Annotated in this window: 16 protein-coding genes and 1 pseudogene; 2 read left to right on the forward strand and 15 right to left on the reverse strand. The window is 72.2% G+C overall.

What is annotated here, in order from left to right:
- Positions 1-179 precede the first annotated feature (179 nt).
- Entirely contained in the window at positions 180-1,799 is a 1,620-nt protein-coding gene (locus ACIRF9_RS33330) for an ABC-F family ATP-binding cassette domain-containing protein (RefSeq protein ID WP_403829798.1), read from the reverse strand.
- Between the two features lie 42 nt (positions 1,800-1,841).
- Complete coding sequence (locus ACIRF9_RS33335; protein ID WP_403829801.1) at positions 1,842-2,528, reverse strand: histidine phosphatase family protein; 687 nt, start codon at positions 2,526-2,528, stop codon at positions 1,842-1,844.
- Positions 2,529-2,724: 196 nt separating this feature from the next.
- Between ACIRF9_RS33335 and ACIRF9_RS33340 the strand changes: the two genes are divergently transcribed.
- Both ACIRF9_RS33340 and ACIRF9_RS33345 read left to right on the forward strand, forming a co-directional pair.
- Positions 2,725-3,546, forward strand: coding sequence for a class I SAM-dependent methyltransferase (locus ACIRF9_RS33340; RefSeq protein ID WP_403829803.1), 822 nt, complete (start codon positions 2,725-2,727; stop codon positions 3,544-3,546).
- 53 nt (positions 3,547-3,599) lie between these two features.
- Positions 3,600-3,770, forward strand: a complete 171-nt coding sequence (locus ACIRF9_RS33345; protein ID WP_403829806.1) for a hydrophobic protein — start codon at positions 3,600-3,602, stop codon at positions 3,768-3,770.
- Positions 3,771-3,812: 42 nt separating this feature from the next.
- On the opposite strand, the gene ACIRF9_RS33350 is transcribed toward ACIRF9_RS33345, so the two are convergent.
- The 13 genes and pseudogenes from ACIRF9_RS33350 to ACIRF9_RS33410 form a co-directional block, all read right to left on the reverse strand.
- A complete protein-coding gene (locus ACIRF9_RS33350; RefSeq protein ID WP_403829808.1) occupies positions 3,813-4,097 on the reverse strand; it encodes a gas vesicle protein K in 285 nt (94 codons plus the stop codon).
- On the reverse strand, positions 4,094-4,282 hold the full coding sequence (locus tag ACIRF9_RS33355; protein ID WP_403829810.1) for a gas vesicle protein: 189 nt from the start codon (positions 4,280-4,282) through the stop codon (positions 4,094-4,096). Before ACIRF9_RS33355 ends, ACIRF9_RS33350 begins: the two co-directional genes overlap by 4 nt.
- Complete coding sequence (locus tag ACIRF9_RS33360) at positions 4,279-5,139, reverse strand: GvpL/GvpF family gas vesicle protein (RefSeq protein WP_403829812.1); 861 nt, start codon at positions 5,137-5,139, stop codon at positions 4,279-4,281. Before ACIRF9_RS33360 ends, ACIRF9_RS33355 begins: the two co-directional genes overlap by 4 nt.
- Before the next feature lie 182 nt (positions 5,140-5,321).
- Positions 5,322-5,633: pseudogene (locus ACIRF9_RS33365) on the reverse strand (gas vesicle protein); the annotation flags it as partial.
- Positions 5,630-6,769 carry an SRPBCC family protein gene (locus tag ACIRF9_RS33370; RefSeq protein WP_403829814.1) on the reverse strand — a complete coding sequence of 380 codons (1,140 nt, stop codon included), beginning with the start codon at positions 6,767-6,769 and terminating at the stop codon, positions 5,630-5,632. The pseudogene ACIRF9_RS33365 and the gene ACIRF9_RS33370, both read right to left, overlap by 4 nt.
- Positions 6,766-7,491 (reverse strand): DNA primase, encoded by a 726-nt coding sequence (locus ACIRF9_RS33375; RefSeq protein ID WP_403829817.1) that lies wholly within the window; start codon positions 7,489-7,491, stop codon positions 6,766-6,768. The genes ACIRF9_RS33370 and ACIRF9_RS33375 overlap by 4 nt, the downstream gene beginning before the upstream one ends.
- Complete coding sequence (locus ACIRF9_RS33380; protein ID WP_403829819.1) at positions 7,488-7,751, reverse strand: gas vesicle protein GvpG; 264 nt, start codon at positions 7,749-7,751, stop codon at positions 7,488-7,490. The genes ACIRF9_RS33375 and ACIRF9_RS33380 overlap by 4 nt, the downstream gene beginning before the upstream one ends.
- A gap of 7 nt (positions 7,752-7,758) precedes the next feature.
- Positions 7,759-8,511 (reverse strand): GvpL/GvpF family gas vesicle protein, encoded by a 753-nt coding sequence (locus ACIRF9_RS33385; RefSeq protein ID WP_403829821.1) that lies wholly within the window; start codon positions 8,509-8,511, stop codon positions 7,759-7,761.
- A complete protein-coding gene (locus tag ACIRF9_RS33390; protein ID WP_403829823.1) occupies positions 8,508-8,948 on the reverse strand; it encodes a gas vesicle structural protein GvpA in 441 nt (146 codons plus the stop codon). The genes ACIRF9_RS33385 and ACIRF9_RS33390 overlap by 4 nt, the downstream gene beginning before the upstream one ends.
- Before the next feature lie 88 nt (positions 8,949-9,036).
- Positions 9,037-9,324, reverse strand: a complete 288-nt coding sequence (locus ACIRF9_RS33395) for a gas vesicle protein (RefSeq protein WP_403829825.1) — start codon at positions 9,322-9,324, stop codon at positions 9,037-9,039.
- A 181-nt stretch (positions 9,325-9,505) separates the two neighbouring features.
- Positions 9,506-10,435, reverse strand: coding sequence for a non-homologous end-joining DNA ligase (gene ligD, locus ACIRF9_RS33400; protein WP_403829827.1), 930 nt, complete (start codon positions 10,433-10,435; stop codon positions 9,506-9,508).
- Positions 10,432-12,294 (reverse strand): transketolase, encoded by a 1,863-nt coding sequence (locus ACIRF9_RS33405; RefSeq protein WP_403829829.1) that lies wholly within the window; start codon positions 12,292-12,294, stop codon positions 10,432-10,434. The genes ligD and ACIRF9_RS33405 overlap by 4 nt, the downstream gene beginning before the upstream one ends.
- 4 nt (positions 12,295-12,298) lie before the next feature.
- On the reverse strand, positions 12,299-13,873 hold the full coding sequence (locus tag ACIRF9_RS33410; RefSeq protein ID WP_403829831.1) for an FAD-dependent oxidoreductase: 1,575 nt from the start codon (positions 13,871-13,873) through the stop codon (positions 12,299-12,301).
- Positions 13,874-13,993: the final 120 nt, after the last annotated feature.

The following is a 13,993-nucleotide window of genomic DNA, read 5'->3' on the forward strand; positions in this document are numbered from 1 at the left end:
TGAGCAACCTCCAACCGGCGGTGAACCCCTCCGGCCAGTAGTGAGCAACCTCCGGCCGACAGTGAGCAACCTCCAACCGGCGGTGAACCCCTCCGGCCAGTAGTGAGCAACCTCCGGCCGACAGTGAGCAACCTCCAACCGGCGGTGAACCCCTCCTGCCGGCCGTAGCCCTCCTCCCGTTACCTGGCCCGCTCCACACGCCGCTCGTCCCAGACCGGGTCCGAGGTCTCCCGGACCCGGCCGTCGCTGCCGAAGACCAGGTAGCGGTCGAAGGAGCGGGCGAACCAGCGGTCGTGGGTGACGGCGAGGACCGTACCCTCGAAGGCCTCCAGGCCTTCCTGGAGGGCCTCGGCGGACTCCAGGTCGAGGTTGTCGGTCGGCTCGTCGAGCAGCAGCGCGGTCGCGCCCTCCAGCTCCAGGAGCAGGATCTGGAAGCGGGCCTGCTGGCCGCCGGAGAGCCTGTCGAAAGTCTGTTCGGCCTGCTGGGTGAGTTCGTAGCGGCGCAGCCGGGACATGGCGGCGCCCCGGTCCTGGGAGTGTTCCTTCCACAGGATGTCGAGGAGCGTGCGGCCCTGGAGCTCGGGGTGGGCGTGGGTCTGGGCGAAGTGCCCGGGGACCACGCGTGCGCCGAGCTTCCACTCACCCGTGTGCGCCACGTCGCCACCGGCGAGCAGGCGCAGGAAGTGCGACTTGCCGGAGCCGTTGGAGCCCAGGACGGCGACGCGTTCGCCGTAGAAGACCTCCAGGTCGAAGGGTTTCATCAGGCCGGTCAGCTCAAGTCCCTTGCAGGTGACGGCCCTTACGCCGGTGCGGCCGCCCTTGAGGCGCATCTTGATGTCCTGCTCGCGCGGCGGCTCCGGGGGCGGGCCGGCCTCCTCGAACTTGCGCAGCCTGGTCTGGGCGGCCTGGTAGCGGGAGGCCATGTCGGGGCTGATGGAGGCCGCCTGACGGAGGTTCAGAACGAGCTTCTTCAGCTGGGCGTGCTTCTCGTCCCAGCGGCGGCGCAACTCCTCGAAGCGGGCGAAGCGTTGGCGGCGGGCCTCGTGGTAGGTGGCGAAGCCGCCGCCGTGCACCCAGGCGTCGGCGCCGGTGGGCGAGGGCTCCACGGAGACGATCTTCTCGGCGGCGCGGGAGAGGAGTTCGCGGTCGTGGGAGACGAAGAGGACCGTCTTGCGGGTCTCCTTCAGCCGCTCCTCCAGCCAGCGCTTGCCGGGGACGTCGAGGTAGTTGTCGGGCTCGTCGAGGAGCAGGACCTCGTCGGTGCCGCGCAGCAGGGCCTCCAGCACGAGTCGCTTCTGCTCACCGCCGGACAGGGTCCGTACGAGCCGGAACTGCGCCTTGTCGTAGGGCACGCCGAGCGCGGCCGTGGTGCACATGTCCCAGAGCGTCTCGGCCTCGTAGCCGCGCGCCTCGGCCCAGTCGGAGAGGGCCTGGGCGTACTGGAGCTGCGCGGCCTCGTCGTCGACCGTCATGATCGCGTGCTCGGCCTTGTCGACGGCCTTCGCGACCTGCTGGATACGGGGCGAGGACACGGAGACGAGCAGGTCGCGCACGGTCGTCTCGTCCCGTACGGAGCCGACGAACTGGCGCATCACGCCGAGGCCGCCGCTGACGGTGACGGTGCCGCCGTGCGGCTTCAGCTCGCCGGAGATCAGGCGCAGCAGGGTGGTCTTGCCGGCGCCGTTCGGTCCGACCAGGGCGACCGCGGCCCCTTCGCCCACCCGGAAGGACACGTCGCCGAGCAACGCCCTCCCGTCGGGGAGGTAGTACTCGAGGTGCGCGGCTTCCAGATGTCCCATGAGGAGGCATTCTGCGGGCCACCCCGCGCCACCCGCAAACTCTTAATGCTCCTGCCCGCCCCCTCCCACCGGGCCGCTCTCCTCCGCCCCGGCCTCGCCCGCCGGGCCGGCCTCCCCCGCCGGTACGACCGTGGCGCCCGCCCAGGTCAGAACCTTCCAGCCGTCCGCGGGGGTGCCCTCCAGGATCACCGTGCCGGTGTTGGCGAGGCGGTGGGCCGCGGCGAAGGGGACGTCGATGTTGTGGGCGCGGGCGGCGGTCCAGGTACGGATGGCGGCGCCGTGGCTGATCAGGGCGACCGTCCCCGCACCGGTCCCGGCGGCCTCGGCGATCACGGCGTCGTACCTCGCGAGGAACTCGGTGCCGTTCTCGCCGCCCGGGATGCGCAGGTCCACGTCACCCGCGGCCCAGGCGAACACCGTGCGCATGTAGAGCGCGCCGTGGTCGGAGTCGCCGGGCAGCATCTCCAGGTCGCCGGCGAAGACCTCGCGGATGCCGTCGCGGACGAGGACGTCGAGGCCGCGGGCGGCGGCCAGGGGCGCGGCGGTGAGCTGGGTGCGGACGAGGGTGGAGGCGTACAGCGCCTCGATGTCCTCGTCGGCGAGGGCCGCGGGCAGGGCCGCCGCCTGTTGTCCGCCGAGTTCCGTCAGGCCGGGGCCGGGCACGGTGGTGTCCAGGAGGTAGTCGACGTTCGTCGGGGTCTGGCCGTGGCGGACGAGCAGCAGGCGCATGCGGTGACTCTCCCGGTCGCGGACGCCGCCCCGGCGAGAGACGGCCGCTTCAGGGTACCCGGGCGTTTACTGACACTCCGTCAGTCCACATGCCAGAACGGATGGTCTCAAAATACGGTCGGTGCGCGTACGGTGATGAGCCTCGCCCCGGACTTCACGGAGCCCGGGGGCCGGTACGCCGAGAAGGGGTAGAGCCATGCCGAAGGCACAGGAGACCGCCGTCTACACGCACGGGCACCACGAGTCGGTGCTGCGGTCGCACACCTGGCGGACCGCCGCCAACTCCGCCGCGTACCTGCTCGGTTCGCTGAAGCCCCACATGCGGATCCTGGACGTCGGCTGCGGCCCGGGCACCATCACCGCCGACCTGGCGGCCCTGGTCCCCGACGGGCACGTCACCGGCGTCGACCAGGCGCCGGGCATCCTGGAGCAGGCGCGCGCCACCGCGGCCGAACGGGGTCTGGCCAACGTCGACTTCGCGGTCGCGGACGTGCACGCCCTGGACTTCCCGGACGAGACGTTCTGCGTGGTCCACGCCCACCAGGTGCTCCAGCACGTGGGCGACCCGGTGCAGGCGCTGCGCGAGATGCGGCGGGTGACGAAGCCGGGCGGGTACGTCGCGGTGCGCGACTCGGACTACGCGGCGATGACCTGGTACCCCGCCTCGCCCGGGATGGACGACTGGCTGGACCTGTACCGGCGGGTGGCGCGGGCCAACGGCGGCGAGCCGGACGCCGGGCGGCGGCTGAAATCCTGGGCGCTGGCGGCCGGGTTCACCGACATCACGGCGACCTCCGGCACCTGGACGTTCAGCACCCCGCAGGAGCGGGAGTGGTGGAGCGGCCTGTGGGCCGACCGCACCCTGGCCTCGGCGTACGCGCAACGCGCCACACAGGGCGGGCACGCCACCCCGCGGCAGCTGGAGGCCGTGTCGGAGGCCTGGCGGGAATGGGGAGAGCGGGAGGACGGCTGGTTCGCCGTCCTGCACGGGGAGATCCTGTGCCGAAAGGAGGCCTGACCCGAGGATGATTCGCGAAATTCGGGAAACCCGGAATGCAGGAGGTTCACACTATGGTTCCCATCCTGCTGGTACTGCTGTTGGTGCTGATACTTTTCGGTGCCGGATTCGCGGTGAAATTGCTCTGGTGGATCGCACTCGCGGTTCTCGTTCTCTGGCTCCTGGGATTCCTCTTCCGCGGGACGTCCGCGGCGGGAGGCAGGGGACGTTGGTACAGGTGGTGAATTGACCCCACCCCCGGAGGGGTCATTCCCGGCCCTCGGGAGTCATTCCCGGGGAAGCAGCGGTCCGAGCGGCCCGAGGTCCAGATTCAGGTCCTCGGGCCGCAGTCCGTAACGGTCGCGCAGCTCGGTCATGCGGTCGTCGAGCAGCATCAGCGTCAGCCCGATGCGCTCCTCCTGCTCCTCGCTGAGGTCCCCCTGGTCGAAGCGGCGCAGCGCCTGCCGTTCCATCAGCTGGCGCAGCAACTCCACCACGGTGAGGACGAGTTTGACCAGGTCGCGCTCGACGGTGTCGGGCTCGAGGTCCACCCGCTTGCGGCGGGCGGTCACAGCGCGTCCCCGAACGGCGAGGGCACTTGTTCGTTCACGGAGCTGATCAGCGCGTTCAGGTCGATACGGACGAGGTCGACGTCCGCGATGCGCAGGGTGACGTCCCCCGTGATGACGACCCCGCCGGCCAGCAGCCGGTCGAGCAGGTCCACCAGGGCGACCTCACGGCGCTCCACGACGGTCATGCGTCCTTCCCCTCCCCCTCTTCCTCTACCTCTTTGCCGACACTTACCTCTTCGCCGGCACCTGCCTCTTCGCCGGCACCTGCCTCTTCACCGACACCTGCCTCTTCACCGACAAACGAATAAGCCGCCCACGGTCCGGTGAGTTCCACGCGGATCCCGGATTCCTCGCCCTTGGTTCGGTCCACGATTTCCACGAATTCCTCGGACTGTGCGCGCGGCACGAGATAGGCGGCGTTCAGCACGTTCTGTCCGGCGCCGGTGGAAAGGGCCGAGTTCTGCGGCGGGTGGAGCCGGGAATCCTCGGCGTGCGCGCGGAGCGTGGAGTGCAGCCGGCCGGCGAACCGTTCGGCGCGCTGCCAGGTGTCGTCCTGCGCCCTGGCCTTCTGGCGCCGCTGCAGCAGATAGTCCCGCCCCGAGGCGGGTTTCGTCACCGGCGGCGCGGCCGCGGCGGGCTCGGCCTCCGGTTCGACGTAGACCTTGACCCCCCACTCGACCCGCCCGGACAGCCGGTCCAGGGTGCGGCGGAAGTGCTCCTCGCGTGCCTCCATCATCACGCGGACGCCGCTGTCGTCGCGGAAGACGGTGGCGAGCCGCAGCGGCAGCGGTGTGGTGACGGCCGTGAGCGCGTCGACGACCTGCTGGTGGGCGCGGGCGGTGCCGGACAGCCAGTCCAGGTCCTCCAGATGGCGGCGCAGCGGCTCCTCGGAGAAGTCCCGCTCCGGTACATGGCTGACCACGGCGATCAGGCCGTGGTGGGTGAGCAGCCGGGGCGGATCGCCCGCGACCCCCGTCAGATCGGTCTGCAGGGGCGCGCCGAGCGGGTGGCACACGGCGTAGACGTAACGCAGTCCGGTCATGGAGACTCCTCACGGACGTCCTGCGGGGCATCCTCTCGAGCTTCCCCGGCCTTACGAGGCTTCCGTCCCTCCCTCGGCTCCCGCTTCTTCCGCGTTTCTCGGGGCTCCCCCGCCTCACGCGGCTGCGCCGCGGCGCCGCCCCGGACCTCCCGGGGCTCCACGGCTCGCCGCGCCCGGCCGGAGCCGGTCTCCAGTTCCTCCAGCCGGGCCAGCCGCTCGCGCAGCTCGGCGTTCTCCCGCGCGAGTTCCTCGCGGCGGGCCCGGGTGGAGAGGGCGGGGTCGTCCTCCCACCAGTCGATGCCCATCTCCTTGGCCTTGTCGACGGAGGCGACGACGAGCCGGAGCTTGACGGTGAGCAGTTCGATGTCGAGCAGGTTGATCCGGATGTCGCCCGCGATGACGATCCCCTTGTCGAGGACGCGTTCCAGGATGTCGGCGAGATTGGCGCTGCCGCCCTGGCCGTACGGCTCCGGTAGCCGGCCCGGCATCGTCATCGCCGGCTCCTGCCCTCGGTGTCCGCTTCCTCGTCCTCGGGCTCCTCCTCGTACTCGCCCTCGGGCTCCTCCTCGTCGTACTCGTCCTCGTCCTCGGGCTCACCCTCCCCTTCCGTCTCCTCGTCCTCCTCCTCGGCGTACGGGCCTTCCTCGTCCTCGGCGGAGGGGCCCTCCTCCTCGTACTCCTCATCGTCCTCCCGGCCGCTCTCCTCCGCGACCGCGTCCTCGTGGGACCGGACGACCTCGCCGTCGCGGATCTCGCCGCGCCAGCCGTCCTCCGCCTCTCCCTTCAGGGTGATGAAGCGGGCGAAGTTCTTCAGGTCGAGACGGGCCCGGCGGCCCTGGGCGCGCCAGATGTTGCCGGTCTTCTCGAAGAAGCCCGAGGGGTAGTACTCGATGACCAGCAGGACACGGGTGAGGTTGTCGGCGAGCCGGTGGAAGGAGACGACACCCTTCGTGCTGCCCTTGGCACCCTCCGACGTCCAGGAGATCCGGTCGTCCGGCACCTGTTCGGTGGTCTTCGCCTTCCAGCTGCGGTTGGACCAGAAGACCTTCAGCTGCCAGTCGGACTCGACGTCGTCCGCGCGCTTGGCGCTCTTGACGCCCTTGGCGAAGGTGCTGAAGTCCTGGAACTGCGTCCACTGGTCGTAGGCCGTGCGCAGCGGCACGCCGACGTCGATCTGCTCGATGATCACGGTCGGCTTGTTGCCCGCCCTGCCCTTCTTGCCGCTCTTGCCGCCGCCGAGGTTCTTGACAGCACCCATCACGTTGTCCTTCACCCGCGAGGCACCGAGTTCGAGTGCGGAGCGCAGCGGGCCCTTGCCGTCGGCGAGCTTGCGGCCGCCCTCCAGGGCGAGCTTGGCGAAGCCGGGGCTGTTGCCCTCGGCGATGTCGTTGAGCTTGCCGGTGGTCTCGCCGAGCTTGCGCCCGACGCCCGTCAGCAGCCGCTCGGCCTGGGCGGCGAGGTATTCCTGCACCTCCTCCTTCAGCCGGTCGGCGGCCTCGCTGTGGGCCAGGCCGGAGAGGGGGTTCGCGCCGTCCGTCGCCGTGCCGGCCGCCTTGCCCGCCGCTCCGGAGGCCGCCGAGGTCGCTCCGGACGTCGCCGAGGAAGTGGCGGATCCGAGGGTCCCGGTCATCGCTCACCGCCTCCCTTCCGTCCCCCTGTCCGTCCTCCGCCGCTCGCGCCGCCGCGGGAGGCCGTGCGCGCCGCGGTCTTGCGGGCGCCGGCGGTCTTCTTCGCGGCCGGCTTGCGGGCCGGTGCCTTCTTGGCCGGCGCCTTCTTGGCGGGGGCCTGCTTGGCCGCCTTCTTCGCCGGCGCCTTCCTGGCCGCCCTCCTCCTCGACGGCTCCTCGGCCTCCTCTTCCTCTTCTTCCTCCTCGCTCTCCTCGCGGTCCTCGGGCTCCTCGGGCTCCTCGGGCTCCTCGGGCTCCTCGCCCTCGTCCTCGCCCTCCTCCTCGGCGTCCGGCTGCTCCTCGTACTCCTCGTCCGCCTCCTGCTCCTCCTCCTGGTCCTCCCGCTCGTCCTTGCCCTCGCCGGGCACCACGCCCTCCAGCTGGTCGCGCACCTCGGCGGTACGGCCGTGAAGCCGGTCGGCGAGTGCCTCGATCTGCCGTTCGACCAGGGCGCCGGAGGCGGCCTTGCCGACCCCGCGCAGGTCCTGGCGGAGTTCGTCGCCGATGGCCTTGAACTGCGGATTGTCCTGGAGCTGCTGGGACACCAGGTCCGCGAGGGCCCGCGGTGTCAGGCTCAGCTTCTTGCCCGCCGCCAGCGAGCCGAGGGCGAACGCCAGTTTCGCCTTCTTCGTACGTCCGAGGACGTATCCGGCCCCGAGCGCGAGGCCAAGTGCCATACGGTTCATCGTGTCGTCCCGTCGTCCGTTCCCGCGCTCCTGCGCGTCGCGATCTCCAGCCGGTCGAGGAGTTCGTCCTCCATCCGGTCGAACTCGTCCTCCGTGATCTCGCCGGCCTCCAACCGCTCCTCCAGGCGGCCGAGTTCGGCCCGTACGGTGGCGGGGTCGTAGTAGATCCGCTCCGCCTCCCGCAGTACCTGTCCAATCACCCACCCACTGCCGCGCACGGGCGCGAACGGCAGCAGGAGGACCTCCGAGATCAGTCCCACGGCTCACCTACTCCCCGGCGCTGCCCGCGGGTCCGGACGGACCGGGCTCGACGAAGCTGTACGGCGGCAGCGGGCCGTTGACCCGTATGTCGAGGTGCGGGCGCGCCTTGCGCAGTTCCTCCGCGGCGTCCAGGAACCCGGCGGCCGAGTCCCGGTCCACGAGGAAGGAGACGTTGGCCAGCCAGCCGGTGGACTCGGGGCCCACGCTGGTGGCGGCGGCCAGCGGCTGAAGGGTCTGCTGCACGTCGGCCGCGTCCTCGGCCTCCCGTGCGGTGACCGCGGCGGCGACCATCTCGCCGAGCTGCAGCCGCTGCTCGTAGGTGCCGCCGCCCGCCTGCCGGTTGGCCTCGGCGAGGGCCCTCAGTTCGGGGCTGTCGGCCATCACCTGGTGCAGTACGGCCTCCTCCACGTGGGAGGCCTTGACGTTGTACTCGACCTTGCCGTCGAGGGCGTCGAGCCGCTCGCGGTAGTGCTCGGCGCGCTCGGCGAGCACACCGGTGACCGCCTTGTCGTCGGGGGCGACGCTGCCGAACCGCATGGGCAGCACGCAGCCGTCGGCGCCGGCCTCGGCGAGCACGGTCTGGTGGGCGAGGAGCTCCTTGCGCTTGGGGCGCAGTTCCTCGGGCGCGTCGCTGACGACCGCCGCCAGCTCGCCCTCCGCCAGCACCCGCACCGGCCTGGGCGGGTCGCCGACGCCCCCGAGACCGTCGGGGAGGTCGGGGTGCGAGCGCGCGGTGATGGCGTACACGTACGTACTCACCCGTCCTCCTCCTTCCGGCGCGCCGTGGTGCTCTTGCGGGGCCGCGGCCTGGACTCCCGCTCGGGCTCCCTCGAGGAGCCCTCGTCACGGGCCTGCTTGAAGGCGTCGGAGATGGTCTCCGCGGCGCCGGACAGCGCGCCCTTGGACTTGCCGCGCGCGCCGGACTCGGTGATCTCGCCGACCATGTCGGGCAGCCCGGGAGACTTGCGGGGCCCCGCCTCCAGGTCGAGGCGGTTGCACGCCTCGGCGAACCGCAGATAGGTGTCGACGCTGGCCACCACGACCCGTACGTCGATCTTCAGGATCTCTATGCCGACCAGGGACACCCGTACGAACGCGTCGATGACGAGACCCCTGTCTAGGACGAGCTCCAGCACGTCGTAGAGACCGCTGCTGCCGCCTCCACCGCCGGTCTGTTGTGCCGGGACAACGGTCATGTCGCCCGTGCCTCCTTGTGTCGGATGGGATGGTGCCGGATGGGATGCATGAGAACGTGTGGGGGATGGGGTGCTGCGGGCCTGCGGCCTAGCGGCCGCCGGACCGATGTGCGTCGGCCCGCCCGCGTTCGTAGCGGCGAACGCGCCGGTAGCCGGTGAGCTGTCCCCCGGGGTCGAGTTCGACCTGGTAGCTCGCCATCAGGCTCATGGTGTCGGGGACCCTGGCGAGTTCCAGGACCTCGATCTCCAGGGCCCAGCCGTCGTCCGTCCGCTCGAAGGACGAGACGCTCTCGGCGGCCATGCCGGTCAGCTCGGCGAGCTGGGAGCGTGCCTGGCGCAGCACCTCCATCGGGCTCGGCCGGTCCTCGTCCGCCATGGTGTCGTCCTTGCCCTTCGGTTTCCGTCCGTGGTCGCCGGGCCGCCGCGCGGGGCGCTTCGGCCTCTGTACGTCACGTGATGTGCGTGTCGGTTCTGTGTTCGTCGTGTCGGACATGGCCACCTCTTCCTCCGGGTGGCCTGAAGGCTCTTGGCCAAACCTTCACGAGCGACGGAGTGCCTCACGCGCCGCGCAGCGCGTCGAGCCGGCGCCGGGCGGGCCCCAGGGCGCGGCCGCGGCCGGACGTGGCGGACCAGGGGCGGGTGCGGGCCTGGTCGACGGCGTCCGCGACGGTCCAGCGGCGCGGGCCGAGGTCCGGGTCATCGAGCTGGTCCCAGGTGATCGGCACGGCCACGGGCGCGCCGGGGCGGGCACGCACGGTGTAGGGGGCGACGGCGGTCTGCGCGTAGGCGTTGCGCCCGACGTCGAGGTAGAGCCGGTCGCCGCGGTCCTGCTTGCGGGCGGCCGTGGTCAGCCGGTCGGGGTGGGCGGCGGCGAGCAGTTCGGCGGTGTCCCGGGCGAAGGCGCGCACCTCGTCGAAGTCGTGCCGCCCGTCGAGGGGGACGACGACGTGCAGTCCCCGCGAGCCGGTGGTCATCAGGTCGCAGGGCAGCCGCAGTTCGTCGAGCAGCCCGCCCACCCACCGGGCCGCCTCGCGCACCGCGTCGAAGTCGTCGCCGGAGGGGTCGAGGTCGAAGATCATCAGGTCCGGCCGGTCGAGCCGGCCGGTCCGCGACAGCCAGCGGTGCAGGGTGAGGCAGGCCTGGTCGGCGAGGAAGGCGAGGGTGGCGGAGTCCTGGCAGACGGTGTGGCGGACGGTGCCGTCCTCCTTCGGCACCTCGACCCGGGTGATCCACTGCGGATACTGCTCGGGGGTGTTCTTCTGCATGAACCGGGGTCCGTCGACGCCGTCCGGGTGCCGTTCCAGCATCAGTGGCCGGCCGCGCAGGTGCGGCAGCAGGAACGCGGCGACCGACCGGTAGTACGCGACGAGGTCCTCCTTGGTGTACTCCGGGCCCTCGCCGTCCCCCGGGAAGAGCACCTTGTCCGGCCGGTGCACCTCGACGGTACGGCGCCCGGCGCGCACCCTGCGGACCTCGGCACCGCTCATGGCACGATCGCCGTCTCCACCAGCAGCCGGGCGGACGCGGCGATCGACTCGGCGTCGATGCCCGCGGCGTGCAGTTGCTCGGCCGGGGACGCCGAGCCCGGCATCGTACGGACGGCGAGCCGCACCAGACGGGGCATCGGGCGGCCGTCGAGGAACGGGTCGAGGACGGCGTCGCCGAGGCCGCCCTCCGGGTGGTGGTCCTCCACCGTCATGAGACAGCCGGTCTCCTCGGCCGCCCGGCGCAGCGTGACCCGGTCGACGGGCTTGACCGAGTACAGGTCGACGACACGGACCGCGATGCCCTCCCCGGCCAGGGCGTCGGCCGCCTCGAGCGCCTCGTGGACGGTGACACCGGCGGCGACGATCGTCAGCCGGTCGCGGTCGGAGGCGCGCAGCACCTTGCTGCCGCCGACGGGGAACTCCTCGTCGGGCCCGTAGAGCGTCGGGCCGCCGCCGCGCGAGGTGCGCAGGTAGCGGATGCCGTCGAGGCCCGCCATCGCGGTGACCAGCTGGGCGGTCTGGTTCGGGTCGCACGGGTACAGCACGGTCGAGCCGTGCACGCCCCGGAACATCGCCAGGTCCTCCAGGCCCATCTGCGAGGGCCCGTCCTGCCCGATGGCGACGCCCGCGTGCGACCCGACCAGGTTGATCCCGGCGCCGCTGACCGACGCCATCCGCACGAAGTCGTACGCCCGGGTCAGGAAGGCGGCGAAGGTGGAGGCGTACGGCACCCAGCCGCGCGTCGCGAGGCCGACCGCGGCGGCGACGAGCTGCTGTTCGGCGATGTAGCACTCGAAGAACCGGTCGGGGTGTTCCTTGGCGAAGAACTCGGCGCGGGTGGAGTCGCTCACCTCGCCGTCGAGGGCGACGACGTCGAGGCGGGCGGTGCCGAGCGCGGCGAGGGCCTGCCCGTAGGCGTCGCGGGTGGCGACGGTCTCCCCAAAGCCGCGGGAGGCCTTCTCCCAGCGGGGCAGGTCCAGGTGCCCGTCGGGGACGGAGTGCAGCATGCGGGCGGCGGGCGGCTCGTGCACCTCGACGCGCAGGCCGCGGATCCCGCCCAGCTCCTCGATCGCCTCCTCGGGGTCGGGCAGCGGCTTGCCGTGCAGGCCCTCGCGGTCCTGGACGCTCTCGACGCCCTTGCCCTTGAGGGTGCGGGCGAGGATCACGGTGGGCTGGCCCCGGGTGGAGGCCGCCTCGCCGTAGGCGCGGTCGACGGCGTCCACGTCGTGCCCGTCAATCTCCACGGTGTGCCAGCCGAAGGCCTGGAAGCGGCGGGCGTAGGCGTCGAGGTCGTGGCCGTGCCGGGTGGGGCCGCGCTGGCCGAGCCGGTTGACGTCGACGATCGCGGTGAGGTTGTCGAGATGCTCGTACGCGGCGTGCTCGGCGGCCTCCCACACGGAGCCCTCGGCGAGTTCGCTGTCCCCGCACAGCACCCACACCCGGTAGCCGGTGCGGTCCAGGCGCTTCCCGGCCAGCGCGATGCCGACGCCGACGGGCAGGCCCTGGCCGAGCGACCCGGTGGCCGTCTCGACCCAGGGCAGCCGCCTGGGGGTGGGGTGCCCTTCGAGGCGGCTGCCGAGCTTGCGGAAGCCGAGCAGTTCGTCGTCGTCGATCGCGCCGGCCGCCTTGTAGGCGGAGTAGAGGAGCGGGGAGGCGTGGCCCTTGGAGAGGACGAAGCGGTCGTTGGCCGGGTGGGCGGGCCGGTCGAAGTCGTAGTGGAGGTGGTTCGCCAGCAGCACCGCCATCAGGTCCGCGGCCGACATCGAGGACGTCGGATGCCCGGAGCCCGCGGCGGCGGAGGCGCGCACACTGTCCACGCGCAACTGCTGACCCAGTTCGGTGAGTTCGGCGGTGTCCATCGGGCTACTGATCTCCTTCGGAACGGGGCTGCTGCTTCTTCGCGGGATCGGGAGTGGGCGCGACGACCGGCGCGGAGTCGTCCTCGGCGGAGTCGGGCTCCGGTGCGGGGTCGTCGGCGGTGGCCTCGGGCTCCGGGTCGTCCTGCGTCGCCTCGGGAGTCGGCGCCACGACCGCGGCGGTCCCCTCATCTCCGCCGGACCCGTCGGCTCCGGGCGGGTCGTGCGCGTCCTGGGCGAGGGCCGCGCCGGGCCCGGACGCGGGCCGGTGCTCGCGGCCGCCCGGCACCCGCGCCAGTTCCGGGGAGGCCGTGTCGAGCGGCACCGACCAGGAGCGCACGAGGCCCAACTGGACGGCCTGACGCGGCAGTACGGCGTCCAGCAGCCAGTCGGCGGCGACGCGGACCCGGTTGCCGGGCAGGGCGGCGAGGTGGTAGCCGCGGGTGACGAGGCCCGCCGGAAGACCGGAGAGGGGCACGCCCAGCGGATTGGCGGCCGCCTGCACCCCGCCCAGGTCGACCACGAACCCCATGTCCTTGTGCCGGTAGGACCGCAGCTCGCCCCCGCTGAGCGAGGCGGCCACGTTCTCCCCGGCCACCCGGCCCTGCCGCCACGCGTGCTGCGCGGTCATCGGCGTGTACTGTCCGGGCTGCTCCAGATCGGGTACGGCGGCCGCGTCGCCGCACGCGAACACCTCGGGCCGGCCCGGCACCCGCAGGGTGGGCTCGACGAGGAGCCGTCCGCGTTCCAGGGGCAGTCCGAGGGACTCGGCGAGCGGATCGGGCCGTACGCCCACGCACCACACCAGGGTGCGGGTGTCGACGAACTCGCCGTCGGTCAGCAGGACTCCGTCGCCGGTGGCCTCCTTCACGGAGGTCCCCATGCGCACCTCGACGCCCCGCTCGCGCAGCACCCGGTCGGCGGTGCGGGAGAGCCGTTCGTCGAGTTCGGGCAGGACGCGTTCGGCGACGTCGAGCAGCAGCCAGCGCGGCCGGATGCCCCTGCTCAGCGGGTGGGCGCGCACCAGTGCCTCGGTGAACTGCTGCCCGTGAGCGGCGACTTCGGTGCCGGTGTAGCCGGCGCCGACCACCACGAACGTACAACGCGCCGCGCAGTCGTCGGCGTTGTCGGCGCCGGCCGCCAACTCCACCTGGCGGGTGAGGTGGTCGCGGAGGTAGAGGGCCTCGGGCAGACCGCGGAAGCCGTGGGCGTGCTCGGCGACGCCGGGGATGGGCAGCAGTTTGTTGACGCTGCCGGCGGCGAGGACGAGACGGTCGTAGGCGAGGGTGCCCGTGCCGCCCTCGGGGTCCGTGTAGTGGACCGTGCGGCCGTCGAGGTCGATCCGGTCGGCCTCGCCGAGCACCAGCCGCACCTCCCGCAGGGTCCCGGCCAGCGAGACGGTGACCCGGCGCGGTTCGAGGATGCCGGCGGCCACCTGGGGCAGCAGGGGCAGGTAGAGGAAGTAGTCGGTCGGGTTGAGCACGGTGATGTCGGCCCGTCCTCGGGCCGCCCGTGCGAGGGTGCGGGCCGTGCGGTATCCGGCGAAGCCGGCTCCGACGATCACGATGCGGGGTCGCGCCACGGTTCGCCTCCGGAGGTCGGTCGTACGGGGTTTCCGCGTCCCCCCGGCCGGGAGGGCCAAACCCCGCGAACTCCCCCTGTGCCCGGGTACGGCCCCTTGTCGTCCTCCGCCGCCGTCGCC

Origin of the sequence: Streptomyces sp. NPDC096132, assembly GCF_044763345.1 — a bacterium.
Classification (GTDB): Bacteria; Actinomycetota; Actinomycetes; order Streptomycetales; family Streptomycetaceae; genus Streptomyces.